This is a genomic window from Devosia sp. FJ2-5-3 (genome assembly GCF_029201545.1).
GTDB lineage: Bacteria > Pseudomonadota > Alphaproteobacteria > Rhizobiales > Devosiaceae > Devosia.
On record NZ_CP104007.1, the window covers coordinates 3,503,048 to 3,527,348 of the forward strand.

General features: G+C 63.4%; 25 protein-coding genes and 1 pseudogene. 10 read left to right on the forward strand and 16 right to left on the reverse strand.

What is annotated here, in order from left to right; genetic code table 11:
* The first annotated feature begins 1 nt into the window (after window position 1).
* The 4 genes from N0P34_RS16865 (at window position 2) to N0P34_RS16880 (ending at window position 2,655) form a co-directional block, all read left to right on the forward strand.
* On the forward strand, window positions 2-949 hold the full coding sequence (locus N0P34_RS16865) for a histone deacetylase family protein (protein ID WP_275604384.1): 948 nt from the start codon (window positions 2-4) through the stop codon (window positions 947-949).
* Window positions 950-957: 8 nt separating this feature from the next.
* Window positions 958-1,209, forward strand: a complete 252-nt coding sequence (locus N0P34_RS16870; RefSeq protein ID WP_275604385.1) for an exodeoxyribonuclease VII small subunit — start codon at window positions 958-960, stop codon at window positions 1,207-1,209.
* Between the two features lie 115 nt (window positions 1,210-1,324).
* On the forward strand, window positions 1,325-1,921 hold the full coding sequence (locus N0P34_RS16875; protein ID WP_275604386.1) for an SCO family protein: 597 nt from the start codon (window positions 1,325-1,327) through the stop codon (window positions 1,919-1,921).
* A complete protein-coding gene (locus N0P34_RS16880; protein ID WP_275604387.1) occupies window positions 1,918-2,655 on the forward strand; it encodes a TlyA family RNA methyltransferase in 738 nt (245 codons plus the stop codon). Before N0P34_RS16875 ends, N0P34_RS16880 begins: the two co-directional genes overlap by 4 nt.
* 180 nt (window positions 2,656-2,835) lie before the next feature.
* Here N0P34_RS16880 and N0P34_RS16885 read toward each other — a convergent pair whose 3' ends face one another.
* The 10 genes from N0P34_RS16885 to N0P34_RS16930 all read right to left on the reverse strand — a co-directional run bounded on the left by N0P34_RS16885 (window position 2,836) and on the right by N0P34_RS16930 (window position 11,599).
* Window positions 2,836-3,336 (reverse strand): CAP domain-containing protein, encoded by a 501-nt coding sequence (locus N0P34_RS16885; protein WP_275604388.1) that lies wholly within the window; start codon window positions 3,334-3,336, stop codon window positions 2,836-2,838.
* Window positions 3,337-3,351: 15 nt separating this feature from the next.
* The gene (locus tag N0P34_RS16890; protein ID WP_275604389.1) at window positions 3,352-4,203 is read right to left on the reverse strand and encodes an aminoglycoside phosphotransferase family protein; all 852 of its coding nucleotides are present in this window, start codon (window positions 4,201-4,203) and stop codon (window positions 3,352-3,354) included.
* 90 nt (window positions 4,204-4,293) lie between these two features.
* Window positions 4,294-4,854 (reverse strand): hypothetical protein, encoded by a 561-nt coding sequence (locus tag N0P34_RS16895; protein ID WP_275604390.1) that lies wholly within the window; start codon window positions 4,852-4,854, stop codon window positions 4,294-4,296.
* A gap of 13 nt (window positions 4,855-4,867) precedes the next feature.
* Entirely contained in the window at window positions 4,868-5,413 is a 546-nt protein-coding gene (locus N0P34_RS16900; RefSeq protein WP_275604391.1) for a hypothetical protein, read from the reverse strand.
* Window positions 5,410-6,576, reverse strand: coding sequence for a succinyl-diaminopimelate desuccinylase (dapE, locus tag N0P34_RS16905; protein WP_275604392.1), 1,167 nt, complete (start codon window positions 6,574-6,576; stop codon window positions 5,410-5,412). Before dapE ends, N0P34_RS16900 begins: the two co-directional genes overlap by 4 nt.
* A 21-nt stretch (window positions 6,577-6,597) precedes the next feature.
* A complete protein-coding gene (locus N0P34_RS16910) occupies window positions 6,598-7,068 on the reverse strand; it encodes a DUF805 domain-containing protein (protein ID WP_275604393.1) in 471 nt (156 codons plus the stop codon).
* A gap of 89 nt (window positions 7,069-7,157) precedes the next feature.
* Window positions 7,158-8,000 (reverse strand): 2,3,4,5-tetrahydropyridine-2,6-dicarboxylate N-succinyltransferase, encoded by an 843-nt coding sequence (gene dapD, locus N0P34_RS16915; RefSeq protein ID WP_275604394.1) that lies wholly within the window; start codon window positions 7,998-8,000, stop codon window positions 7,158-7,160.
* 87 nt (window positions 8,001-8,087) lie between these two features.
* On the reverse strand, window positions 8,088-10,538 hold the full coding sequence (locus tag N0P34_RS16920) for an extracellular solute-binding protein (protein WP_275604395.1): 2,451 nt from the start codon (window positions 10,536-10,538) through the stop codon (window positions 8,088-8,090).
* Between the two features lie 159 nt (window positions 10,539-10,697).
* Window positions 10,698-11,369, reverse strand: coding sequence for a response regulator transcription factor (locus N0P34_RS16925; RefSeq protein ID WP_275604396.1), 672 nt, complete (start codon window positions 11,367-11,369; stop codon window positions 10,698-10,700).
* A gap of 62 nt (window positions 11,370-11,431) precedes the next feature.
* Window positions 11,432-11,599, reverse strand: a complete 168-nt coding sequence (locus tag N0P34_RS16930; protein ID WP_275604397.1) for a hypothetical protein — start codon at window positions 11,597-11,599, stop codon at window positions 11,432-11,434.
* A gap of 217 nt (window positions 11,600-11,816) precedes the next feature.
* Between N0P34_RS16930 and uxaC the strand changes: the two genes are divergently transcribed.
* Entirely contained in the window at window positions 11,817-13,235 is a 1,419-nt protein-coding gene (gene uxaC / locus N0P34_RS16935) for a glucuronate isomerase (protein WP_275604398.1), read from the forward strand.
* Window positions 13,236-13,345: 110 nt separating this feature from the next.
* Here uxaC and truA read toward each other — a convergent pair whose 3' ends face one another.
* Entirely contained in the window at window positions 13,346-14,092 is a 747-nt protein-coding gene (gene truA / locus N0P34_RS16940) for a tRNA pseudouridine(38-40) synthase TruA (RefSeq protein WP_275604399.1), read from the reverse strand.
* A gap of 15 nt (window positions 14,093-14,107) precedes the next feature.
* On the opposite strand from truA, the gene N0P34_RS16945 reads away from it, so the two are divergent.
* Window positions 14,108-14,344, forward strand: a complete 237-nt coding sequence (locus tag N0P34_RS16945) for a methionyl-tRNA formyltransferase (protein WP_275604400.1) — start codon at window positions 14,108-14,110, stop codon at window positions 14,342-14,344.
* Here the strand turns inward: N0P34_RS16945 and fmt are convergent.
* Together fmt and def are read right to left on the reverse strand one after the other, a co-directional pair.
* Window positions 14,337-15,260 carry a methionyl-tRNA formyltransferase gene (fmt, locus tag N0P34_RS16950; RefSeq protein WP_275604401.1) on the reverse strand — a complete coding sequence of 308 codons (924 nt, stop codon included), beginning with the start codon at window positions 15,258-15,260 and terminating at the stop codon, window positions 14,337-14,339. The genes N0P34_RS16945 and fmt overlap by 8 nt on opposite strands.
* Window positions 15,261-15,473: 213 nt before the next feature.
* On the reverse strand, window positions 15,474-15,989 hold the full coding sequence (gene def / locus N0P34_RS16955) for a peptide deformylase (RefSeq protein ID WP_275604402.1): 516 nt from the start codon (window positions 15,987-15,989) through the stop codon (window positions 15,474-15,476).
* Window positions 15,990-16,121: 132 nt separating this feature from the next.
* Between def and rmuC the strand changes: the two genes are divergently transcribed.
* The 4 genes from rmuC to N0P34_RS16975 all read left to right on the forward strand — a co-directional run bounded on the left by rmuC (window position 16,122) and on the right by N0P34_RS16975 (window position 21,374).
* Window positions 16,122-17,546, forward strand: coding sequence for a DNA recombination protein RmuC (gene rmuC, locus N0P34_RS16960; protein ID WP_275604403.1), 1,425 nt, complete (start codon window positions 16,122-16,124; stop codon window positions 17,544-17,546).
* Window positions 17,547-17,694: 148 nt separating this feature from the next.
* Entirely contained in the window at window positions 17,695-19,221 is a 1,527-nt protein-coding gene (locus N0P34_RS16965; protein ID WP_275604404.1) for a Do family serine endopeptidase, read from the forward strand.
* Between the two features lie 68 nt (window positions 19,222-19,289).
* On the forward strand, window positions 19,290-19,961 hold the full coding sequence (locus N0P34_RS16970) for a response regulator transcription factor (RefSeq protein ID WP_275604405.1): 672 nt from the start codon (window positions 19,290-19,292) through the stop codon (window positions 19,959-19,961).
* 3 nt (window positions 19,962-19,964) lie between these two features.
* Window positions 19,965-21,374 (forward strand): ATP-binding protein, encoded by a 1,410-nt coding sequence (locus N0P34_RS16975; protein ID WP_275604406.1) that lies wholly within the window; start codon window positions 19,965-19,967, stop codon window positions 21,372-21,374.
* On the opposite strand, the gene recR is transcribed toward N0P34_RS16975, so the two are convergent.
* From recR to N0P34_RS16990, 3 genes and pseudogenes are all read right to left on the reverse strand, one after another.
* Entirely contained in the window at window positions 21,371-21,967 is a 597-nt protein-coding gene (gene recR, locus N0P34_RS16980) for a recombination mediator RecR (protein ID WP_275604407.1), read from the reverse strand. The genes N0P34_RS16975 and recR overlap by 4 nt on opposite strands.
* Before the next feature lie 218 nt (window positions 21,968-22,185).
* Window positions 22,186-22,509 (reverse strand): YbaB/EbfC family nucleoid-associated protein, encoded by a 324-nt coding sequence (locus N0P34_RS16985; protein WP_275604408.1) that lies wholly within the window; start codon window positions 22,507-22,509, stop codon window positions 22,186-22,188.
* Window positions 22,506-24,254 (reverse strand): annotated as a pseudogene (locus N0P34_RS16990) (DNA polymerase III subunit gamma/tau); the annotation flags it as partial. The pseudogene N0P34_RS16990 and the gene N0P34_RS16985, both read right to left, overlap by 4 nt.
* Window positions 24,255-24,301 lie beyond the last annotated feature (47 nt).

The window sequence follows — 24,301 nt, forward strand, 5'->3', positions numbered from 1 at the left end:
GGTGAGCACGCTTCTCGTCAGTCAACGAAATTTCGAGGATCACCGCACGCCAGCGGGGCATTCCGAACGCGCCGACCGCATGCGGGCGGTGGAAGATGCGCTGGCAGCCAGTCTGTTTGAGCCCCTGGTGCGCAAGGATGCGCCCGAAGGCGACATCACGCTGGCCGAACTGGTGCATGACAGCAGCTATATGGGCCAGCTTCGCGACGCGCGCCCGGCCGAGGGCATCGGCCAGCTCGACGCCGACACCTTCATTTCCGATCGCTCGCTCGACGCGGTTTCGACCGGTCTCGGCGGGGCGCTGGCAGGGCTGCATGGCGTATTGCTGGGCGATGTCGACAATGCCTTCTGCGCCATTCGCCCGCCGGGCCATCACGCCGAGATTTCGCGGCCGATGGGCTTTTGCCTCGTCAACACCATCGCCATCACGGCGCGGGAAGCGCAGCGCAAATATGGCGCCGAGCGGATCGCCATCGTCGATTTCGACGTGCATCACGGCAATGGCACGCAGGACATCTTCAAGGACGATCCCAATATCTTCTTCGCCTCGAGCCACCAGATGCCGCTTTATCCCGGCACCGGCCATCCGCGCGAGACCGGGGTGGGCAATATCGTCAACGTGGCTCTCGATGCACAGGGCGATGGCAGCGACATGCGGGCGGCATACAAGGACATCATCCTGCCGGCGCTCGATAATTTCGCCCCCGATCTGCTGCTGATTTCGGCGGGGTTCGATGCCCACCGGCTCGACCCGCTGGCGCAGCTCAACTGGGGGGACAGCGACTATTCCTGGCTCACGGGAAAGTTGATGGATGTGGCCGAACGGCGCTGCGGCAACCGGATTGTGTCGCTGCTCGAAGGTGGCTATGACCTCAAGGGCCTCGGCGGGGGCGTGCGTCACCATGTGGCCATGCTGCTCAACGGGGTTGCGCCGAATGACAAAGAATAGGACGAGCCATGGCCGAAACTGCCCATGACGATGTGAAGACGCTGAGCTTCGAAGCCGCGCTGGAACAACTCGAACTGATCGTCCAGAAGCTGGAAAGCGGCCGCGCGCCGCTGGCCGAATCCATCGCCATTTATGAGCGCGGCGAAGCGCTGAAGGCGCATTGCGAGACCCTGCTGCGCACGGCCGAGGCGCGGATCGAAAAGATCACGCTGAGCCGCGAAGGCAAGGCCGTGGGTGTCGAGCCGCTCGACGCGAACTGAGGTTTTTCTGGCATTGAGTGATACCCCCACCTAGCCTCCCCCTGAAAAGGGGGAGGAACAGATCGGAGCGTGGGGCGGCTGCGTGCCAAGTGCGCCCGGCAGATAGAGAAGAACAATGACGAACAAGAGCTTGCGGAATTTCCGGATCGTGTTGTGGGCGCTGGTGGCCGTGGTGGCGATCGGCGCGACGGCGCTGTTCATGTTCCGGCCACCGCAGCGGCCGCTTGGGGTAACGGGGCAGGAATTTGCACTGGCCTCGACGCAGGGCGGCACTTTTACGCAGAACGATCTGCGCGGGACGCCGAGCCTGATCTTCTTCGGCTATACGTTCTGCCCCGATGTGTGCCCGACGACACTGGCCGAGACCACGGCGTGGCGGGCGCAGCTCGGGCTCGACGCCGACGATCTGCGCATCATCTTCGTCACCGTCGACCCCGAGCGCGACACGCTCGAGGCGGTCAAGGGCTATGTGGAGGGCTTCGATCCCTCGATCATCGGGCTCGTCGGCGACGAGGTGGCAACGGCCCAGGCCAAGGCCGCCTTTGGCGCCTTTTCGGAAAAGGCGGGCGATGTGGAGAGCGAGTTCTATCTCGTCAACCACACGGCGCTGACCTTCCTGATCGACAAGAACGGGCAGTTCCAGAGCACGATATCCTATGAAGAGGCGCAGGACACCGCGCTGGCCAAGGTCAAGCGGCTCGTCGAGGGGTGAGCGAGCGGATAAGGCTCGACCTGGCGCTGGAGCAGCGGGGCCTGCTGCCCAGCCGCGCACGGGCGCGCGACGCCATTCTGCGCGGCACGGTGCTGGTCAATGGCGCGCCGGCAAAAAAGCCCAATCAGATGGTCGGTGCGGCTGACGCGGTGACGCTGGATGATCCGGCGGCGCGCTATGTGTCGCGGGCGGCGCTGAAGCTGGTGGCGGGGCTGGATGCTGGGGGCATCGCGGTCGAAAGCCGGACGTGCCTCGATGTCGGTTCATCGACGGGTGGATTTACCCAGGTCCTGGTGGAGCGCGGGGCGGCAAAGGTGTTTGCCGTCGATGTCGGGCACGGGCAGTTGCATGAACAGCTGCGGAGCGAGGCGCGGGTGGTCAGCCTCGAGGGCACCAATGCGCGGGAGCTCGATCGGGAGATCATTCCCGATGTGATTGATTTGCTTGTTTCGGACGTGAGTTTTGTGTCGGTGACCAAGGTGCTGGAAGCGCCGCTGGGGTTGTGCGGACCGAAGGCGGATGCGGTGATCCTGTTCAAGCCGCAATTCGAGGTTGGGCGCGAGCATGTCGGCAAAGGCGGGATCGTTACGGACGACGCCGCCAGCGCGCGGGCGATGGGCGCGGTGATTGCCTTTGTCGAGGGGCTGGGCTTTGCGCATCGGATGAGCGTGCCCTCGCCTATTGCCGGTGGTGACGGGAACAGGGAAACGGTGTTGGTGTTTTCGCGGGGGTAGTTCTGGGCTTTGTGGTAGCTTCACGCAAGCGAGGAGTAAGTGCCGACTGATAGGCATTCACCCCTCACCCCGCCCTCTCCCCTTAGGGGCGAGGGGGCGATGGAGCTGAGAGGCCAGCGAATAACCAACAGAGTGTCTCAAACGGAGGCGCGCATATCGCGCACCATACCTCGGAGTCCGTCAGAGCCAGGCCTGAAAGCTGCCGCCGGCGATGAGGGCCCAGTAGAGTTTTCCGGAGCCGGTGCGGGCCGTGGCGAGACCGAATTCGACGAATTTGGGCGAGAGCAGCGTATTGCGATGGCCCTGGGAGGCCAGCCAGCCTTCGATGACATCAGGCAGGGTTTTGTAGCCCTTGGCGACGTTTTCGCCGACGGCGCCGAGATAGCCGGCTTCGGTGACGCGCTGGCGCAGGGTGATGCCGAGATCGTGGCTGAGCGTGTCCTTGCTGGCCATGAGGCGGGCATGGGAGCGGGCAGCGGACTCAAGGCGCGGATTATAGGTCCAGTCGGGCGCGCCATTGGCCTTTCGGACGGCATTGATGCCGGCCATGATCTGCTCCCGGGAGAGATCCTCGGGACGATTGGAGGTGGATGCCGGCAGGGGCGGAATGGTGGCCGAGCAGGCAGCCAGCAGCGAGGCGGCGCCCATGGCGAGGACGGCGCGGCGGGAATGGTGCAGCATCAAATCGTTCCGGGATCAGGCCTGGTCATAGGCGCTGAGCAGATTGGGGAGGACGGCCAATTGATTGACGATGGGCTTTTCTGCCTCCAGATCCCAACAGGCCGAGAGAGCGGCATGGGCAGCGGCCCAGCCCAGGACGCGCTTGCGCGGGTAACTGAGGCGCTGGGTGAGGATGTCAAGGCGCGCAGCGATATTGCGCGGATCGGCGATCCTGCTGCCGGCACGCTCGGGGTTGATGAAGAAATTGGCGAGATCATAGGACGGGTCGCCGAGGAGGCCCTTGGGGTCTATGGCCAGCCAGCCCCGATCGGAGGAGATGATGTTGTCGTGGTGCAGATCGCCATGGAGCGGCACGATGGCGCTGGGCTTGTCGAAGAGTTTTAGCGCAATGCCGGCCGAGCGCGCGTAGAGATCGCGCGCGGTATGGGGCCAGGCCCGCACATCGGTATCGAACAGCAGTTGAAAGCGGTCACGCAGCGGCTGGAGGCCATCCAACGGTTCGCTGCGCGGCCGATGCAGCCCCGCGACGACCGCAGCAAAGGCAATCGTCGTCTCTTCGTCGCGGCCGGCCCGGGCGGGTTCGCCCAGGGTGACGCCATCGAGCCATTCCATGAAGATGGTGTCGCCATGGATATCGAAGACGGTGGCAGCGCCGTCGCCCTCATACCATTGCAGGAGGCGCGCGCCCCTGCCCTCTTCATCGGCGGCGATGGCCTTGAGGATTTTCAGGGCAGCAAAGTTGCGGCCGTTCTGCTCGACCCGGAATATCCAGCTGCGCGGGGTCTCCGCCACGAGGGCGGACTTGGTGAGGGACCAGCGGATCATGGCGCGGCTGAGCGCGGTTTCTGCAGGAGACTGATTCATCATGGCGCCATTAGAGCAGAAGGCTGCGTTCGATTCGACTGGCTCGTGTCAATTGACGCGCAAAGGTGAAGGAAATGGGGCCTTGCCCCCCTACTACATGGGCGGGGCGGGCAGAACCAGCGCGACAACGCCCAGCGCCAGGAACACGCCCACTGTCTGGGAGACAAACAGCAGGCCGATCTGGACCGGCGAAAGGGTGACGATAAACCGACCGATATTGATGAAGGTGAGGAGCGCGATCACCACGATGGCAAGGAGCAGCACGATGCCGACTTCGCCGAAGAGAGTGGAGACGAGCAAAAGCAGGCCCGAAGCCAGGGTCACCCAATTGCTGGCGACGAGATAGGGCACGAAACCATCCTGGCGCCCCATCTGGCGCAGGACGATCCAGGCCATCGCGGCCTGGGCGGCGAAGAGCACGCCATTGACGATGATGGACTGGGTCGGGGCGCCGGCCGGCACGGGCGCGCCAATCAGCATGGGTCCGAAGCCGGCCAGCAGCACGGCGACGAGGACGGCGATCAGGCTGCCGACCAGGCCCTTGGGCGAAAAATCGAAAAAGGCAGCGGCGTCGCGCTTGCCGGTGACGAGGGCGACAAAGCCACGAACGGCGTTGAGGGCTTCATCGGTAAAGGTCTGGGACGGCTGGGCCAAGGCAAGGTCTCGTCTAGGGGGCGGGCGCGGCGATGGGGCCAGTTAGCATGTAGAGCGTCATGGGCATGCCGACAAGCAGGGCCATGGTCAAAACGGCGAAAGCAATGGACACCCCGATGCTCCACTGCGCCGCCATGCGGGCAAGACGATAAAAGAGATAGCCGAGCCCCAGCCAGAGGATGAGCAGGACAATGCCGCCAAACATCGAAAAGACCGTGCCCAGCACGAGATAGCAGACCAGAGCGTAGAGCCCCGGGACGATGAGGGCAAGAAGCGGCTGCCGGCCCGGCACGGCGCTGCGCGTGATCAGGGCGGCAAGGAGCAAGGCCAGGAGAGACAGGCACTGCACGACGAGGCCAGCGGCAAGCCCTGGCAAGGTGGGCATGTTGACGCCAATGGATGCGATGGCGATGGAGACGAGCGCGAAGAAGACGAAAATGACGAGGGCGGTGGCGAGGCCGGCAGGACCAAGCGCAAAATGGGACTGCCAGCCGCTATCGCCGCGCAGGATTTTCATCCAGCCGGCGAAAGCCTCGCTCAGGGCCGCCCAGATCTTCATGGCGTGGCGGACCCGAAGAAGCGGGCCATGAAATGCCGGTAGATTTCGGTGAGGCCGGTGAGATCGGAGAGGGCGATGTGCTCGTCGGTCTTATGCATGGACGGGCCGACAAGGCCGCATTCGACCACCGGCCCATATTGGGCGATGAAACGGGCGTCGGAGGTGCCGCCGCCGGTGGAATAATCCGGGCGCCGGCCGGCGAGGGCTACGATGGTGTCGGAGAGGATTTCGATATCGGCACTCAGCGGCGACAGGAAGGAGCGCGAGGGAATTCCGGCGATCTGGAAGTCGATCGTGCAGCCCCTGGCGTCGACGCCGGCGATGCGGGCGCGGACCCAGTCGGCCAGCGTGTCGGGCGTCCAGAGGTCATTGTAACGGATATTGAAGTGGAGACCGCCGCTGGCGGGAATGACGTTGGAGACCGGATTGCCGACGTCGATCGTGGTCAGCTCGAGATTGCTGGCCGGGAAATGCTCGGTGCCGGTGTCGAGCGTTTCAGTGCTCAGCGCCGTGGCGATGGCGGCAAGGACGGGCAGCGGATTGTTGGCCTTGTGCGGATAGGCAACGTGGCCCTGGGTGCCGCTGACGGTGACGCGGCCGGAGAAGGAGCCGCGCCGGCCGATCTTGATGCTGTCGCCCAGCGTTTCAGCCGAACTCGGCTCGCCGACAATGGCGAAATCGAAGGCGTGGCCGTTGTCCTTCATCCAGGCGCAGAGCTTTTCCGTGCCGTTGACGGCATCGGCTTCCTCGTCATTGGTGATGGCGAGCTGGATGGTGCCGGCCTCGGGCGGGATGGCGGCGCAGGCGGCCACGAAGGCGGCAATGCCGGACTTCATATCGGCGGCGCCCCGGCCAAAGATGTTGCCGTCGGCAATGCGCGGGGTGAAAGGGTCGCTGGCCCAGAGGGCGTGGTCGCCCGGGGGCACGACGTCGGTATGGCCGGCAAAGAGCAGGCGGCGACCGCCCGTGCCCCGCGTGGCAAAGAGATTGTCGACGGGATAAGAACCATCGCCCTCGAAGCGCAGCCGGGTGACGGCAAAGCCAAGGGCGGTGAGTTCGGTTTCCAGCACACCGAGCGCGCCGGCCTCCTCGGGGGTAACCGAGGGGCAGGCGATGAGGCGTTCGAGCAGGCGGACGGGATCGTCCGAAGAAAGAATGGTCACGGTTATCCCGTCCTTGTTCGTTCAGGCAGTTGCGGTCATGGCGAGGGGGTCGGGTCCGTAGGTGTTGGAGCCCGGGGTGCCGCGCAGGAAGCCAAGCTGCACCAGCATGTAGATGCCGGCGACGGCGAGCAGCAACATCAAAATGCTCATCCACATGTCGGGCGTGGGCACCATGACGTCATTGCCGATGTCGGTGATGGTAAAGCCCAGGCCGAAAGTCTGCAGCAGTGTGACAAGGGCCGAAAAGCCCATGAAAATCTTGAAGTCGGTGGCGTCATTGCCGCGATCCTGCCGCCGTTTGATGCCGAGGCACCAGCTTGGATAAAACAGGATCACATAGGTGATGATCGAGGCGAAGAATGCCCCGGTAACGAAGCCCAGAAGCAGACTGAGCACGATGCTGGCAAAGATCAGACCAACGACGCCGAGCCACCATTGTTTTCGCGACAGGCGACCCGAAGTGGTGGTGTAGAGCGCTTGCAGAGTTTCCATGAGTCTTCCCCTCAAAAGACAATCGCGCCGACCCGATGGCCGGCGCGATGTCGAGATTAGGCGAATCGCTTTTGAGGCGCCAGTCCGGCTTAGTCGCGCAGCAGGTCGTTGATGGCGGTCTTGGAACGGGTCTGGGCGTCGACGGTCTTGACGATGACGGCGCAGTAAAGGTTCGGGCCGGGCGTGCCATCGGGGAGCGGCTTGCCGGGCAGGCTGCCGGAGACGACGACGGAATAGGGCGGCACCTTGCCGATGTGGATTTCGCCGGTGGCGCGGTTCACGATCTTGGTCGAAGCGCCGATGAAGACGCCCATGGAGATGACCGAGCCTTCGCCGACGACGACGCCTTCGACGATTTCCGAACGCGCGCCGATAAAGCAATTGTCTTCGATGATAGTCGGAGCCGCCTGCAGCGGCTCGAGCACGCCACCAATGCCGACGCCGCCCGAAAGGTGGACGTTCTTGCCGATCTGGGCGCAGGAGCCGACGGTGACCCAGGTATCGACCATGGTGCCTTCATCGACATAGGCGCCGAGATTGACGAAGCTGGGCATGAGGATGACGTTCTTGGCGATATAAGCCGACTTGCGGGCGATGGCGCCGGGGACGGCCCGGAAGCCAGAGGCGCGCCACTGGTTTTCGCTCCAGCCGTCGAACTTGGTCGGCACCTTGTCCCACCAGGTCGAACCCTGGGCGCCACCGGTCATGGCCTGGTTGTCATTGAGGCGGAAGGAAAGGAGCACGGCGCGCTTGAGCCACTGATTGACCTGCCATTCGCCGTCGACTTTCTCGGCGACGCGGACTTCGCCATTGTCGAGCAGGTTCAGCGCCGTTTCCACCGCATCACGAACTTCGCCACGCGTGTCGAAATTGATCTCGGCGCGGTTTTCGAAAGCGGTATCGATGATCTGGGCAAGCTGGGCGTGCGACATGACGGCTCCTATGGATAATTGGCGCGGACCATAGCCGGGCGCGTGGGGCTGTCAACGGGATTGCGGACTTCCCGGAGCCTTCTTCGCTCAGGATTTGGGCGAAACGATCTCCTGCCAGGTATCGATGAAACGCTGGCGGCGCAGCCTGTCGAGCGCAACCAGGAGGCTGGGCCCGAGCGGAATGGCCTGGATAACGCCGCGACCGCGCGCCGCAATGGCCTCGCTGGTCCAGGGACCGTTCGCACCCGGAATGACGGAGCCGAGCGCAGTATCGCCGGCAGCAATCGACTGGCCAGCAGGCGACAGCGCGAAATCGATGAAATTGCGCGCCAGCTGGGGATGAGGCGCAGTGCGCGGGATCAGCATGGAGCGGGTCAGCACCAGCACGTAATCGTCGGGGACCACGATCTCGATATTGGCGCCATCGGCCTGGCGGGCGAAGGCATAGGAGCCAAGCACATTGTAGCCAAGCGCCAACGTGCCATCGGCGACGCTGTTGAGAATGGCGGGACTGGAGCCGGAGAACTGGGCATTGACCCGGCCGAAAGCGGAGGCGAGCCGCCAGAACGTGGAGGAAATGGTCTGGTCCTGCGCCGCCAGCAGATAGCCGACCCCGGAGAGCGCAATGTCATAGGTGGCGATTTCACCGCGAAAGCGCTCGGTCTGGGATTCGAGCAATTCGGCCAGGGTGAGATGGGTGCGGGGCACCTCCGCTGCCGAGATGCGGTCGGGATTGTAGATGATCACCGCCGGCTCGAAGGTGAAGCCGAAGACCTCATCGCGCCAGCGCGCCCATGCGGGAAGCTGGGACAGATAGGGGCTCTCATGAGCCAGCGCATGACCATCATTGGCGAGCTTGAGCTGAAGATCGGAGGCGGAGCTGATGAGCAGATCGGGCACGACCGGAAGCGTGCCATCGAGGAATTGCTCGTAGAGGGGGCGCGAATCCATTTCCTCGTAAACGACGCTCACATCCGGATATTGCGCCTGATAGCCGGTGATGAAGGCGACAAAGAGCGGAGTATCGGTGACGCCGGCAATGGTGAGGACCGTGGAACTGGAGCCATCGGGCGCGGGATAATGGCTCGACGCGGCCTCTGCGTCGGTGGGGAGGGCGGCAAGAGACATGAGGCCGAAGACGAGCGCCGCGAGAACACCCGTGGCGCGCACGGGCTGGGCGATGATCGGAAGATCAATTTCAACCACCAGTCCGCCCCCTTCGCGATCAAGAAAATGGAGCTTGCCGCGATGGGCGCCGACAACGCGCGAGACGATGGACAGGCCAAGGCCCGAGCCAATAATGCCGGCGCTCGACGTGCCGCGCTTGAAGCGTTCGAGGACGGTGCCCTTTTCATCTGCGGCAATGCCGGGGCCGCGATCCCTGACGCGAAGCAGGAGCCGGTCGCCCTCAAGATCGGCGGTGATTTCGACAGCGCCGAGGGAATAGACCAGCGCGTTGTCGACGAGGTTGCGGATCATTTCGCGCAGGGCCAGGCGGTCGCCCCGGATGCTGGCCGCCCGCGCGGCGTCGCTGGGAACGAGATGGACGCGGCCGGCGAGATCGGGATCGAGCCGCAGGCCAACCTCTTCGACGAGGGCCCACAGGACAGTGGTTTCGCTGTCCTGGCTTTCGAGGCGATGGGAAATGGTGGCGTCCATGAGCAGCTGGCTGACCAATTGGCTGGCGTGTACGGCGCCGGTGTGGATGCGCTTGACGCGCCGCCGCAAGGCTTCGGGATCGGGCTCGTCCATGGCGATTTCCGCCTGGGCGCGCAGCGAGGCCAGCGGCGTTCGCACTTCATGGGCCGCTTCGGCCACGAGCCCACTGACGCGCTCCATGGCATTTCGCAGCCGGCCCATGAAGCCGTTGAGGGCGGAAACGAGGTGGTCCACTTCGACCGGCACCGGGACCGTCAGGGGCGAGAGATCGTCCGGCGGGCGGGACTGCAATTCCTGCTCGAGCTGGGTCAAGGGAGCGAACATGCGTGAAATGCCGAACCAGACGAGGGCCACGGCCAGCAGGGTGAGGGCGATAACCGGCACGATGGCGTTGGAGAGGATTTCGGCGGCGAGGGCCTCGCGCTGGCGCTGGGTTTCGGCGACATGGATGGTCACCCAGCCAGTGTCGCTGGCGGTCGAAATCAACCGGCCGATCGTGGCGACGCGCACCAGTTCGTCGCGATAGACCACATCGGAGAAATGGGGCTCGGCAGTGATGGTTTCGCCCAGGGCCTGCGCGAGATCTTCATAGCCGGTGACGGTGCGGCCGTCGGGGTCTTCCACGGCGTAAAAGACGCGATCGAGCCCGGAAAACATGGCAAAGGCGGCAAAGGGCAGCTCGACGAAGACGGTTTCGTTTTCGACCTGGACGGCGCCGGCAATGGTGAGGGCGGATGCGGCGAGGAGCCGGTCGAAGGCGCGATCCGAGGCGCGGTCGGCATAGTCGCGGATGAAGACGATGAGCACGATTGCGGCGCCGAGAAGCAGCGCGACGGCAAGGGCCAGGATACGCCGGCGGATGGAGAATGTGGGGGTCATGGCTGGGCGTGGCCGAGGCGGAAGTCAGTGGCTCCCCTACCCCCACCCGGCCTCCCCCTGAGAGGGGGAGGAGAAGGAAGGGAGCTCGCTGAACCCATTGCGCACTCGATCCGTCCCTCCCCCTCCTTCAGGGGGAGGCTAGGTGGGGGTGGCGACATGCTAGCCATCCACCGCTCTCGCCACATAGCCGACGCCGCGGACGGTGCCGATTTCGACGCGGGCGGCTTCGAGTTTCTTGCGCAGGCGGGAGATGTGGAGCTCGAGCGCGTTCACCGACACGGCCTCGTCGAAATTAAACAGCTGGTTCATCAGCCGCTCCTTGGCCACGACCTTGCCGGCATGGGTGAGGAGAATTTCGAGCAGGCGGAATTCGCGGCGGCCGAGTTCGAGGCCCTTGCCGTTGATCGTGGCATTGAGCCCGGCAAGATCGAGTTCGAGATTGCCAAGGGAAAGCGTGCTGCTCGTTTGCCCGCCGGTGCGGCGCATGAGGGCGCGCAGGCGCGCTTCCATTTCGCGGAGGTCGAAGGGCTTTACCAGATAGTCGTCGGCGCCGAGATCGAGGAGACTGACCTTGTCATCGATCTCGGATCGCGCGGTCATGACCAGGATCGGGGCCGAGAACCGGCCGCGGCGCAGCTCGGCGATGAGGCTGATGCCGTCGCGATTGGGGAGCATGAGATCGAGAGCGACGGCGTCGAAATCCTGGCCAAGTGCCGTGTGCACGACATCGGCTCCGTCGCGGACCCATTCGACGCTGTGGCCGGCGGCACGGAGGCGCTTTTCGATCGCCTCCCCCAGATCTTCATTATCCTCGACCAGCAAGATGCGCATAGGCGGCCCCATAATCCGCGCTCATGATAGGCGAACCGGAGGGCCAGAGGAAAGCGGGGCGATCAGACGATCCTGATGAGGAGCGCGGCGGCGACGGCTACCATGCCGAAGGCACAGAGGCCCGCAGCCAGCATCATGCGCTTGGCATGCTGGACATGGGCAGAGCGACGAACCTGGCTGCGCAGGGCCGAGAGATCCTCGGGAAGACTTTGCGTATCGAGATTGGCCATGGCTGTTCCCTCGCATCGACTGGGTCTTTCGACCGATACTTTCACTGGGCAGCCGCCTTGGTGGACTGTTTCTCACCCGCACGCAGCGAGAATACGCCGCCTCCAGCGGGCGACGAAATGACGGCTTGGATCGGGGTTAATTTGTCTTAAATTTTAACAGGTACCATCTTGTATGGAAGATGTTGAAACGCAGCGGCGATCATGGCACATATTTGCCATGACCCAGCCAACGCACCTTCACCCCGACCGTCTCTTCCCCGCATCCGAGCCCGCAAAGTCGATTGCGCGCGATCTCTATCCGGCCGTGAAGGACCTGCCCATCGTCAGCCCGCATGGGCATACGGACCCGTCATGGTTCGCCGGAAATGGCCGCTTTGCCAGCCCGACGGCGCTGTTCCTGACGCCGGATCATTATGTGCTGCGAATGCTGCGCAGCCGGGGGCTGAGCTATGACGCACTGGGCATTCCGCGCAAGGATGGCAAACCGGTGGAAGGCGATGGGCGCACGGCCTGGAAGCTCTTTGCCGAGAACTATTATCTCTTTGCCGGAACGCCTTCGAAGATGTGGGTGGACCATTCGCTGCAGGCGGTGTTCGGGATCAATGAGGAATTGTCTGCAGCGACGGCGGACAGCATTTATGACGCCATCGACGCCAAGCTCGGCACGCCAGAACTGTTGCCGCGCGCCATTCTCGACCGGTTCAATGTCGAGGTGATCGCGACAACCGAATTCGCCCTCGATCCGCTGACGCATCACCAGAGCATGGAGGGTGACGGCTATATCGGACGCGTGCGTACGACCTATCGTCCGGACGATGTCACCGATCCGAGCCGCCCGGCCATCGTTGAGAACCTGGAAAAGTTCGGCGAACTGACCGGCGAAGACATCAGCAGATGGGACGGGCTGATCAACGCCCATCGCAAGCGCCGCGAACTGTTCCGCCGCTTTGGGGCTGTGGCGACCGACCATGGCGTGCCGACGGCCAATACGGCAGATTTGCCGCTGGTGGAAAAGCAGGCGCTTCTGGACAAGGTGCTGGCCGGCAAGCATGATTCTGCAGATGCCGAGCTGTTCCGTGCGCAGATGCTGACCGAAATGGCGCTGTTGTCGGTCGAAGACGGCATGGTGATGCAGATCCATGCCGGCTCCCGTCGCAATACCGATCCGCTGCTGTTCGGTGAGCGTGGACCTGATTTCGGCGCCGATATTCCGGGGCCGACCGATTATGTGGGTGGCCTCAAGGCCTTGCTGTCGCGCTGCGGCAACGAGCCCAATCTGCGGCTCATCATGTTCGTGCTCGACGAAACCACCTATGCCCGCGAGCTGGCGCCGATGGCCGGCTATTGGCCGAGCCTGCTGATCGGGCCGCCCTGGTGGTTCCACGACAGCCCGCAGGGTATTCGCCGCTATCTCGACCAGGTAGTGGAGACGGCGGGCTTCTATAATCTGGCCGGGTTTAACGACGATACGCGGGCGCTGCTGTCGATCCCGGCGCGGCACGATGTGTGGCGGCGCGAAGTCTGCGGCTTCCTGGGGCGCTGGGTGGGCGAGAACCGGCTCAGCCGCTCCTCTGCCGAGGAGATCGCCAGACATTTGAGCTATCAGGCGGCCAAGGACGCCTATCGGATCGGGTAGGAAAGCCCAATTGCACAGAGCATCCCTCGGGCTTCTCTATCCAGGGATGAGCTGCCGATATCGGGGCTCGTGACATGGCCCTCGGGTCACGCCCGAGGGAAGCCGGTGTTCTATGCAGCCGGATAATCCACGCGCATGAAATAGAGCCCGCTTGAGGGGGCCATGCCGCCGCACTTGCTGCGGTCGGCGGCGTCGAGGGCAGCGCGGAATCGTGCCGGCGTCCACTTCCCCTCACCCACCAGTTTCAGCGAGCCGACCATCGAGCGCACCTGATGGTGGAGGAAACTGCGCGCGCTGGCGGTGACCACGACATGGTCCAGTTCCCGGCGCACGGCAAAATGGTCGAGCGTGCGCAGGGGTGACTTCGCCTGGCATTCCGACGAGCGGAAGGTGGTGAAATCGTGCAGGCCCAAAATGGATTGGGCCGCAATGTGCATGAGATCGGCATCGAGCGGCATGGGCACATGCCAGACGTGGTTGCGCTCGAGCACGGCCGGGGCCCGCCGATTGAGGATGCGGTATTCGTAGTGGCGGGCGAGCGCGGAAAAACGCGCTTCGAAACTGTCATCGACAGCTTCACAGAGCAGAACACCGACAGGGTTTGGGCGCAGATGGTAGTTGAGCGCTTCCCGGACGCGGAACGGGTCCCAATCCCGCGAAAGATCGAAATGGGCCACCTGACCCAGGGCGTGGACACCGGAATCGGTGCGGCCGGCGGCCTGGGTGGTAACGACTTCGCCGGAGAATTTGGCGATCGCCTCTTCCAGCGCCTGCTGCACGCTCATCCGGTCGGACTGGCGCTGCCAGCCGCTGAACGGGGTTCCATCATATTCGAGCGTGAGCTTATATCTGTACAAGGCTTGGAGGGACCAATGGTACTAATTAGGAAAATTGAAGAGATCGAACAAAACGATCTCTACAAGTTGCATGGTGAAGTCGAGGCTACTTATGTCGTCTTTGAGCGCGATGGGAAGAAACTCCTTCAACTCAATACGCACGGCAGTCCAACGAGAAAGCTGGTAGGCAAGCGCTCGCAGAACATGCAATTCGATCAACACGGCGCTGAAGAACTATACCAAATCCTCAGGAAAACGTTCGGATTTAGCTGACCCGCTCCGGCAAGGCCCCTGCCCCGCGGAGGAAGGTGACGGCGTCCATGGCGCCCTTGCCCTCGCGCTGCACCTGGGTGAGGCGGACGGCGCCGGAGCCGCAGGCGATGGTGAGGTCGGGGCCGATGAGCGTGCCGGGGGCAGCGTTGCCATCGACGGGGGTAGAGCGCAGCGCCTTGATGCGAACGGGCTTGCCGGCGAGTTCGAGCTCGAACCATGCGCCCGGGAAAGGCGAGAGGCCGCGAATGGTGCTGTGCACCGCGTCGGCCGATTTCGAAAAATCGAGACGGGCCTCGGCCTTGTCGATCTTTTGCGCGTAGGTGATGCCGGTTTCGGGCTGGACGGTAAAATCGAGGCTGCCGCGTTCGAGCGCGGCAAGGGCGCGGCCCATGAGGTCGGCGCCAAGGCGCATCATCTGGTCGTGCAATTCACCGGCAGTCATGTCCTTGCCGATGGGGATGATTTCGGTGGGACCCATGGGACCGGTATCGAGGCCCTCATCCATGCGCATGACGACTATGCCGGTCTGGGCGTCGCCGGCCATGATGGCGCGCTGGATCGGCGCAGCTCCGCGCCAGCGCGGCAGGAGCGAGCCATGGAGGTTAAGACAGCCATCGGCAGGGGCATCAAGGATTGGCTTGGGGAGCAGCAAGCCATAGGCGACCACGACGGCGACATCGGCATCGAGCGAGGCAAACTGGGCCTGCTCAGCCTCGCCCTTGAGGCTTTTCGGCGTAAAGACCGGAATGCCGAAGGCCTCCGCCGCCTCATGCACCGGGCTCTTGCGCTCAGCCTGGCCACGGCCGGCCGGTTTTGGCGCGCGCGTATAGACCGCCACCACTTCGTGGCCCGACGAAACGATCTCGGTCAGCGTCGGGACCGAAAATTCGGGCGTGCCCATGAAGACGACGCGCATGGTGGTAACTCCTGTCTTCCCTCCCCCGTCATGGGAGAAGCGGCCCGAAGGGGCACCGAATTGGCGTGGCGAACTTCGGTTGGGGTGAGAGGTCAGCGCTTTCGCCCCGAACACCCGGCGTGCGGAGAGAGCCCCTCACCCTGACCTTTCTGCTGAACGCAGAACGGTCTGTCCCTCTCCCCCAAAAGGTGAGGAAGGTCGGCGGCTCTCAAATCAACGAGCCGCCAGCTTGGCCTGCTTTTCGAACTTCTTGATCACGCGGTCGCGCTTGAGGCGGCTCAGATAGTCGATATAGAGCACGCCATCGAGGTGATCGAGTTCATGCTGAATGCAGACGGCGAGCTTGCCATCGGCGTCCTTGACCACTTCCTTGCCGTCGAGATCGGTATAGGTGACGGTGACCGTGGAGGGCCGCTCGACCTCGTAGTAAAGCTCGGGAATGGACAGGCACCCTTCTTCGGTAACCTGGATCTCGTCGCCGAAACTGGTGATTTCCGGATTGATCATTACGAGCGGGTCGGCGGGTTCGTCTTCGCCAGCAAGATCCATCACCACGATGCGTTTCATCACACCGATCTGCGGCGCGGCAAGGCCAATCCCCGGCGCGTCATACATGGTGTCGAGCATGTCCTTGGCCAGCGTCTTGATCTCCTCGTCGATCTCCACGATCGGGTCGGCGACCGCGCGAAGCCGCGCGTCAGGAATGATGAGGATAGGGCGGATGGCCATGGCAAAAAGTCCGGCAAAAAAGGAGTTGCCTCTCGATATGGTATTTGACCGCGCCGGGTCAACTGCGGAGCAGGGTTGCGCTGGTCGCGAAAAGAACATTATGTGAACGAATGGTGGGTATAGGCTGGTTTCATGGAAACGCTCAATACATCTCTGTTCGTTCTCGGCGATCTGCCGATCAGTGTCGGCATGGCTCTGGCTGCCGGACTGGGCCTCCTGTTTTTCGTCATGATCTGGATGCTCGTTGCCTGGGCGCAGGGCAATGCGGCGCGCGCCAGTAGTGCCGCGCAGGACGCCAGCGACAATCTCAAAGCCGGTTTTGCCGAGCTTATCGCGCAACGCGATCTGCGCATCCGCGAACTCGATCTGGAACTGGGACGGGAGAGGGAAAGATCAGCAGACATCATTGACGAGGAGCGGAGCCGCAATGGCGAGCTGATGGCGGAGCTTGCCGCGATGCGGACCCGGCTCGACGAGCAGGCGCGCCAGAACGAGGTCAATTTGAAACGCTTCACCGAAGCGCGCCAGCAGATGACCGACGAATTCAAGGCCATTGCCGGGGACGTGCTGCGCAGCCACAGCGAGACTTTTACCAAGCAGAACCGCGAGCAGGTCGACGTGCTGCTCAAGCCCTTGCACGACAAGATCGGTGAATTCCACAAGGGTCTGATCGAGGACCGCTCGGCGATGAAGGAGCGCATCCAGGCGCTGGTGGAAAGCAATCTGCAGATCACAACCGAGGCGCAGAACCTGACCCGGGCGCTCAAGGGCAATTCCCAGACCCAGGGCGCCTGGGGCGAGATGATCCTGTCCACCATTCTCGAACAGTCGGGCCTGCGCGAGGGCGATCAGTACACGACCCAGCAGAGCCATATGGGCGAAGATGGCCAGCGGCTGCGCACCGACGTCGAAATCCGCATGCCTAATGGCGATGTGCTGGTGATCGATTCGAAAGTGTCGCTGACGGCGTTCGACGCCTATGTGAATTGCCCCGAAGAGGACCGCGAGCAGCATTTGCGCGCCCATATCGCTTCGGTGCGCAATCACATCACGACGCTGTCGGACAAGACCTATCACCGCGCGGCGCGATCGAGCCTCGACTATGTGATGATGTTCGTGCCCATTGAGTCCGCGCTGGCTACGGCCATCCAGCATGACGCAAAACTGGTGGAATTCGGCATGTCGCGCGGCGTGATGCTGACGACGCCGACGACGCTGATGACCGTGCTGCGCACGGTGCGCAATGTCTGGGACATCGAAAAGCGCCACCAGAATGCCGAGGAAATCGCCGAACGGGCGGGCGCGCTTTACGACAAGATCGCAGGCTTTCTCGGCTCCATGGACAAGCTGGACAGCCATCTCGACAAGGCACGATCCAGCTTTGACGAGGCGCGCAATCAGCTCTCGTCCGGCCGTGGCAATGTGGTGCGACAGGTGGAAATGCTGCGCGAGCTGGGGGCCAAGACCACCAAAACTATTCCGCCGAAATGGGACGGTGGCCTCGACGAACAGCCGAGCCTGCGGCTTGTTAGCGATGAGCCGGGGGACCGGAACTAGGCCCCTGCCCCGCTTACCGACACGGCTTGCCGCAATCCTGCCCGCAACATTGCCAAAGCTTAATATTGGCGCAACTTCACAGAAAGGCGGGACGTTCCATATGTAAGGCCACAAGCTGTTGAGAGCTTTTGCAAGGAGACTCGTCCTCATGCGACCCACACTTATTTCGCGTACCCGCCGCTGGCTCGGCGCTTCCGCCCTGGCTCTGCTGGTGGGCGTCGGCGGGGTTTCCACCGCCTTTGTCCTCACTGGGCAGGCCGTCAATGCCGAGGTGCGCAATGCGGCGCAGATCCTGGTGCCCCAGGTCACCCAGCAGCAGGGCTTTGCCGACCTGGTCGACGCGGTCAAGCCGGCCGTTGTCTCGATCCTCGTCGAAGCGCAGGCGCCCGGTCGCAATGTCCAGCGCGGCCGTGACTTCCAGTTCAATTTCCCCGACCTGCCCGAAGGCCACCCCTTCCGTGACTTCTTCGACCAGTTCGGCGGCCCCGGCGGTCCTGGTGGACGCGGCGGCTCGGGCGAGCAGGAACCCCGTCCGCGCCAGTTCATGGCTGCAGGCTCGGGCTTCATCGTTTCGGCTGACGGCTATGTCGTTACCAACAACCACGTGGTGGAAGACGCCACCAAGGTAACCGTGGTGATGGAAGACGGCAGTGAGCAGGTTGCAGAAATCGTCGGTACCGACGAGCGCACCGACCTGGCCGTTCTCAAGATCGCCGGGGAAGACCTGCCCTTCGTGACCTTCGAGGAAGAAGCCAGCCGCGTCGGCGACTGGGTGGTTGCCGTGGGCAATCCCTTCGGGCTTGGCGGCACTGTGACCGTGGGCGTGATCTCGGGCTCGGGCCGGAATATCGGCGGCTCGAACTATGGTGATTTCCTGCAGATCGACGCGGCCGTGAACACCGGCAATTCGGGCGGCCCGGCCTTCAACACCAAGGGCGAAGTGGTCGGCGTCAACACCGCCATCTATTCCCCCAATGGCGGCAATGTCGGTATCGCCTTTGCCATCCCGGCCGGCACGGTCAAGCAGATCGTCAACCAGCTGATCACGGACGGAACCGTGACCCGCGGCTATCTGGGCGTTTCGATCCAGGACGTGAGCCGTGACATTGCCGATGGCGTTGGGCTTAGCCAGCCGCTCGGTGCCATCGTGCGCGAGCCGGCCGCTGATGGCCCTGCGGGCGCCGCGGGCGTCAAGTCGGGCGATATCATCACCGCGGTCGATGGCGACCGGATCGACGACGCACTCGATCTCAGCCGGACCATCGCCAGCAAGTCGCCTGGCTCCGTCGTCGAGCTGACCATCTGGCGCGATGGTGCCGAGACCAAGCTCAACGTCACGCTGACCGAACTCAACCAGGACGTGGCCGAGACCAATACGCCGACGCCTCCGGCCGAAGTGCCACAGGCCCAGTCGACGCTCGGCCTGACCCTCGTGCCCAATGGTGACGGCACAGGTGGCGTGCTGATCCAGGAAGTCGAGCCCGACACGCCTGCCGCCCAGCGCGGTCTGTCCGTCGGCGACGTGATCCTCGAAGTCGACAATACGCCGGTCTCGAGCGCTGCCGATTTCGACAAGGCGATCGACAATGTTCGCAGCAGGGGCCTCGAAACGGCCCTGGTGAAAGTTGCTCGCAATGGCGATAGCACCTTTATCGGGCTGCCCATTACCGAATAAGTTCGCCTGACAAACCCTGGCCCCGGGTGTTTCCCGGGGCCATTTTTTCCTGGTGCGGAGCGTCAGCCGTGAAAATCCTGCTCATCGAAGATGATCGCGAGGCCGCGAGCTATTTGATCCAGGCGCTCGACGAAGCCGGTCATGTGACCCATCATGCCGCTGACGGGGAGACCGGCTATGCCATGGCCTCGGGCATGGATTATGACGTGCTGATCGTTGACCGCATGCTGCCGCGACGGGATGGCCTCTCCATCGTCGAATCGCTGCGCGCGGAAGGCGATACCACCCCTGTTCTCATTCTCTCCGCTCTCGGCGAAGTCGATGACCGCGTCACCGGCCTGCGCGCCGGCGGCGACGATTATCTCACCAAACCCTATGCCTTTACCGAATTGCTGGCCCGGGTCGAAGTGCTCGCCCGTCGCTCGAGCCCCGTGGAGGCCGCGACCCAATATAGCGTGGGCGGGCTATCGCTCGATCGGCTGAGCCGCAAGGTCGAACGCGACGGCGAGGCGATCCTCCTCCAGCCGCGCGAATTTCGCCTGCTCGAATATCTGATGAAGCATGCCGGCAAGGTGGTGACCCGGACGATGCTGCTCGAAAATGTCTGGGACTACCATTTTGACCCCCAGACCAATGTCATCGACGTGCACATGTCGCGCCTGCGCTCCAAAATCGACAAGGGCTTTGAGATGCCGTTGCTGCACACGGTGCGCGGCGCCGGCTATATGATCAGGGACTAGAAGTTGAGCCGGCTCGCCCAGGTCTGGCGCACATCGACCGTTCGGCTGACCGCCACTTTCATTACTATTTTCAGCGTCTTCGCCATCCTGCTGATGGCCTTTATCGGCTGGCAATCGAGCGTGCAGATCCAGCGCCAGCAGGCCGATGATATCGACCGGGAAGTGCGGCTGCTGCAGCGCATCGAGGTCAACCAGGGCGTTCGGGGCCTCGCATTTGCACTCAACCGGATCGCCAGCCAACCCGGACCCGGCATCTATTATCTCGGCGATGCTTCAGGCCAGTTCCTGCTCGGCAATCTCGTGGCGGTTCCGGCGGAAGTGCTTATAAATCCGGGCGTTTATACATTCGACTATGACAGGGCCGGGCCGCTCAACGAAGGCGCGGGACCCGAGGCGGCGGTACGCTCGGGCGTGGCGATCGTGCGCTCGGTCGAGCTGGGCAGCGGCATGCGGCTTGTCGTCGGGCGCGACGTGGTGGAGCGGCGGGGCTATTCGGCGATCATTCTCCAGAGCTTTCTGGTCGGGGTTGCCGGCATCATTCTCTTTTCCGTCGTCGCCGGCGGAGTGACGGCGCGGCGCGTGCTGAAACGCATCGACACGATCCGCGACACATCGACGAAAATCATGTCGGGCAATCTGGCCGAGCGCGTTCCGATCACGCGGCGCAATGACGAGTTTGACGGGCTGGCCCTGAACCTCAATGCCATGCTCGACCGGATCGAGCAGTTGCTTCAGGGACTTAAGGAGGTGACGGACAATGTCGCGCACGACCTCAAGACCCCCCTCACCCGCCTGCGCAACCAGGCCGAGGCGGCGCTGCGGGATGGGTCGACAGACGAGATGCGGCAGACGGCGCTGGAAAATGTCATTGGCGAGAGCGACCGGCTGATCCGGACATTCAATGCCCTGCTCATGATTGCGCGAGCCGAGGCCGGTGCGCCCTCTGGCGCGCTCTCCGAAATCGACATCAGCGCGATTATTGCTGATATGGCCGAGCTTTACGCCCCCGTGGCCGAGGATGAGGGCATTGAGGTGGTGACCGCGGTCGAAGAGGGGGTGACCCTGCGGGCCAATCGCGAACTGATCGGCCAGGCCACGGTCAATCTCCTTGAAAATGCAATGAAATATGCCCGACCGGAAAATGGGAGCGCCGGGAAAATCACGGTGGAACTGAAGCGGGTCGGCGCCATGGTGCAGCTGGTCGTGGCCGACAATGGACCGGGCATTCCCGAGGGCGAGCGCAAGCGGGTGCTGGAACGGTTCGTGCGGCTGGAAAAAAGCCGGTCGGAGACGGGGTCGGGACTGGGGCTGGCACTGGTCAATGCCGTGGCGCGGCTGCATGGCGGCAGCTTCCGCATCGAGGACAACCAGCCCGGGGTCAGGGCGATTATGGAAGTTCCGGCAAATAGTTAGATCTGGGTGCGGGCCTTCAGCGCCTGGCTCAACGTCCCCTCGTCGAGATAATCGAGCTCGCCGCCGACCGGCACGCCATGGGCGAGGCGGGTGATCTTGACGCCGGTGTCGGCGAGGCGGTCGGTGATGTAGTGGGCGGTGGTCTGGCCCTCGACCGTGGCGTTCATGGCCAGGACCAGCTCGGAATAGTCAGAAGCTCGTGAAATCAACGTGTTAAGGTTGAGATCGTCGGGGCCGATGCCGTCGAGGGGGGAGAGGATGCCGCCCAGGACATGGTAGCGGACGGCGCCGACGCCGGCGCGTTCGAGCGCCCAGAGATCGGCCACGTCTTCGACCACGATGAGCATGCCGCTCTCGCCGCGGCGCGGGTCCTGGCAGATCGAGCAGGGGCTCGTGGTGTCGACATTTCCGCAGGTTTCACAAGTCTTTACGGCCAGAACAGCCCTGTCCAGCGCGGCCGAAAGCGGCAGCATGAGCTGCTCTTTTTTCTTGATCAGGTGCAAGACCGCCCGGCGGGCCGAGCGGGGGCCGAGCCCTGGCAGGCGCGCCAGGAGCTGGATCAATTGCTCGATTTCGGGTCCGCCAGAAGCCATGATTTTTGTCGCGTTTGGGGTGAATTGGTTAGCAGACTGTTAGCGTTGGCGGGACGGGGGTGTGAAACCCCTGATCCGGCGTTACGTGCCACCTTCTCCCTCGAGGGGAGAAGGGAGAAGAGTGCTGGCCCTTAGTTTGCGGCGGTGCCAAACAGAGGTTCCCGCTTTCGCGGGAATGACGGCGTGGGTGTGGCGGGCACGGCCCAAAAAACCAAAACCTAGAACGGCAGCTTCATGCCGGGGGGGATGGGGAGGCCGGCGGTGACTTCGGCCATGCGGCGCTGCATTTCCGCTTCGCTCTTGCCCTTGGCGTCGTTGTAGGCGGCGATGATGAGGTCTTCCAACACATCAGCTTCGTCGGCCTTGATCAGCGAGGGATCGAGCTTGAGCGAGCGCATCTCGCCCTTGCCCGAAAGCGCGACAGTGACCATGCCACCGGCGGAGCGGCCTTCGACGACCAGCTCGGCAAGCTCGGCCTGCATGGCCTCCATCTTGCCCTTCATTTCGCTGGCGGCTTTCATCATGCCCATGATGTCTTTCATTCGTCATCCTCTTCGTTGGGTGGCGGGGCGATTTCGGGAATGGCGGCCTCGTCGTCGCGCACTGTGACGTTAACGAGCTTGGCCCCCGGAAAGGTTTCAAGAATGGCCTTCACCAGCGGATCTTCATAAGCGGCGGAGGTGGCCGCTTCCTTGCGCTGGTCGCGCTCCTGCCGAATGGTGAGGCCCTCGGGCGGGCGCGAGGACACCATGACCAGCCAACGCTGGCCGGTCCACAGCTGGAGCCGCGCCGACAGCGTCGAGATCATGGTGGGATCGGCATTGTCGGACAGGGCCACTTCGATGCGGCCCTGCTCGAAGGAAACCGGGCGCATCTGGGATTCGAGCGCCAGCTTGACCAGCACGTCGCGCTTGGCGGTGGCCAGCGCAATGAGGTCTTTGTAGGAGGCGATGGTGGCCAGCGCCGGCTGGGCGACGGCCTGCGGGGTCGCCACCGGGGCCGGCTGGCTCGTGGCAATCATCGGCTGGGGCGCTTCGACGCGCATGGCCGAGGCACTGCCCCCTCCTCCACCACCAGAAGGGCCGCGGGGAGACGGCGTCGACATGGGCGCATTGGAGAGCACCTGCCCGCTCAATTTGGCGATGACTTCGTCGGGGCTGGGCAGATCGGCGGCATAGGCCAGCCGGATCAGCGTCATTTCCGCCGCCTGCAGGCCATTGCCGGCGCGGGCGGTTTCCTCATTGCCCTTGAAAAGGATCTGCCAGGCGCGGGTGAGCGCGCGCATATGGAGGCGCTGGGCCAGGTCCTTTCCGCGATTGCGCTCGTCGGGCGTCAGCGAGGCATCGTCTGCCGCGGCGGGCACGATTTTGATGCGCGTGACGAGATGGGTGAATTCGGCGAGATCAGCCAGAAGTGTCTGCGGATCGGCGCCGAGATCATAAAGCTCGCGCAGCGCGGTCAGCGCCTCGGCAATACGTCCAGCCATCAGATCTTCGAAGAGATCGATGATGCGGGCGCGGTCGCCCAGGCCCAGCATGGCTTTCACTGTCGCCGCCGACACGGTGCCGCCGCCATGGGCGATGGCCTGATCGAGCAGGGATAGACTATCGCGGGCCGAGCCTTCGCCGGCGCGCACGATCATGGCGAGGGCGTCGGGCTCGAAGGAGATGTTCTCCTGCCCGAGGATTTTTTCGAGATAGGCCGTCATCACATCGGCGGGAATGCGCCGGAGATCGAAGCGCTGGCAGCGCGACAGAATCGTGATCGGGACTTTGCGGATTTCGGTCGTGGCGAAGATAAACTTCACATAAGGCGGCGGCTCTTCGAGCGTCTTCAGCAGGCCATTGAAGGCCGCCGTCGAGAGCATGTGCACCTCGTCGATGACATAGACCTTATAGGGCGCCGAGGCCGGGCCATATTTGACCGAGTCGATGATCTCGCGAATGTCGTTGATGCCGGTATTACTGGCGGCGTCCATCTCGATGACGTCGACATGGCGGCCTTCAATGATGGCGCGGCAATGCTCGCCCTCGATTTCGAGATCGAGCGTGGGGCGGCGGCCATTTCCATCTTCATAATTGAAGGCACGGGCGAGAATGCGGGCCGTGGTGGTTTTGCCCACGCCGCGCACGCCGGTCAGGATGAAGGCGTGGTGGATGCGGTTCTGCGCAAAGGCATTGCCCAGGGTCTGCACCATGGCGTCCTGCCCCACCAGGGTGGAGAAGTCGCGCGGGCGGTATTTTCGGGCGAGCACCAGATAGGGCGTGCTTACAGCGTCAGCCATCCTGCCCTTCCCTTGTCGGCTTGAAGTGAAATCTGGTTGCGATCATCCGG

Bases quoted from the DNA above. Each gene is read 5' to 3' on its own strand.
- dapD (WP_275604394.1), bottom strand. From the start codon at position 8,000: ATGTCGCACGCCCAGCTTGCCCAGATCATCGATACCGCTTTCGAAAAC.
- N0P34_RS16890 (WP_275604389.1), bottom strand. From the start codon at position 4,203: ATGATGAATCAGTCTCCTGCAGAAACCGCGCTCAGCCGCGCCATGATC.
- N0P34_RS16945 (WP_275604400.1), top strand. From the start codon at position 14,108: ATGGTACTAATTAGGAAAATTGAAGAGATCGAACAAAACGATCTCTAC.
- rmuC (WP_275604403.1), top strand. From the start codon at position 16,122: ATGGAAACGCTCAATACATCTCTGTTCGTTCTCGGCGATCTGCCGATC.
- N0P34_RS16875 (WP_275604386.1), top strand. From the start codon at position 1,325: ATGACGAACAAGAGCTTGCGGAATTTCCGGATCGTGTTGTGGGCGCTG.
- N0P34_RS16985 (WP_275604408.1), bottom strand. From the start codon at position 22,509: ATGAAAGACATCATGGGCATGATGAAAGCCGCCAGCGAAATGAAGGGC.
- uxaC (WP_275604398.1), top strand. From the start codon at position 11,817: ATGACCCAGCCAACGCACCTTCACCCCGACCGTCTCTTCCCCGCATCC.
- N0P34_RS16910 (WP_275604393.1), bottom strand. From the start codon at position 7,068: ATGGAAACTCTGCAAGCGCTCTACACCACCACTTCGGGTCGCCTGTCG.
- N0P34_RS16900 (WP_275604391.1), bottom strand. From the start codon at position 5,413: ATGAAGATCTGGGCGGCCCTGAGCGAGGCTTTCGCCGGCTGGATGAAA.
- def (WP_275604402.1), bottom strand. From the start codon at position 15,989: ATGGCCATCCGCCCTATCCTCATCATTCCTGACGCGCGGCTTCGCGCG.
- recR (WP_275604407.1), bottom strand. From the start codon at position 21,967: ATGGCTTCTGGCGGACCCGAAATCGAGCAATTGATCCAGCTCCTGGCG.
- N0P34_RS16930 (WP_275604397.1), bottom strand. From the start codon at position 11,599: ATGGCCAATCTCGATACGCAAAGTCTTCCCGAGGATCTCTCGGCCCTG.
- fmt (WP_275604401.1), bottom strand. From the start codon at position 15,260: ATGCGCGTCGTCTTCATGGGCACGCCCGAATTTTCGGTCCCGACGCTG.
- N0P34_RS16925 (WP_275604396.1), bottom strand. From the start codon at position 11,369: ATGCGCATCTTGCTGGTCGAGGATAATGAAGATCTGGGGGAGGCGATC.
- N0P34_RS16885 (WP_275604388.1), bottom strand. From the start codon at position 3,336: ATGCTGCACCATTCCCGCCGCGCCGTCCTCGCCATGGGCGCCGCCTCG.
- N0P34_RS16870 (WP_275604385.1), top strand. From the start codon at position 958: ATGGCCGAAACTGCCCATGACGATGTGAAGACGCTGAGCTTCGAAGCC.
- N0P34_RS16920 (WP_275604395.1), bottom strand. From the start codon at position 10,538: ATGACCCCCACATTCTCCATCCGCCGGCGTATCCTGGCCCTTGCCGTC.
- N0P34_RS16965 (WP_275604404.1), top strand. From the start codon at position 17,695: ATGCGACCCACACTTATTTCGCGTACCCGCCGCTGGCTCGGCGCTTCC.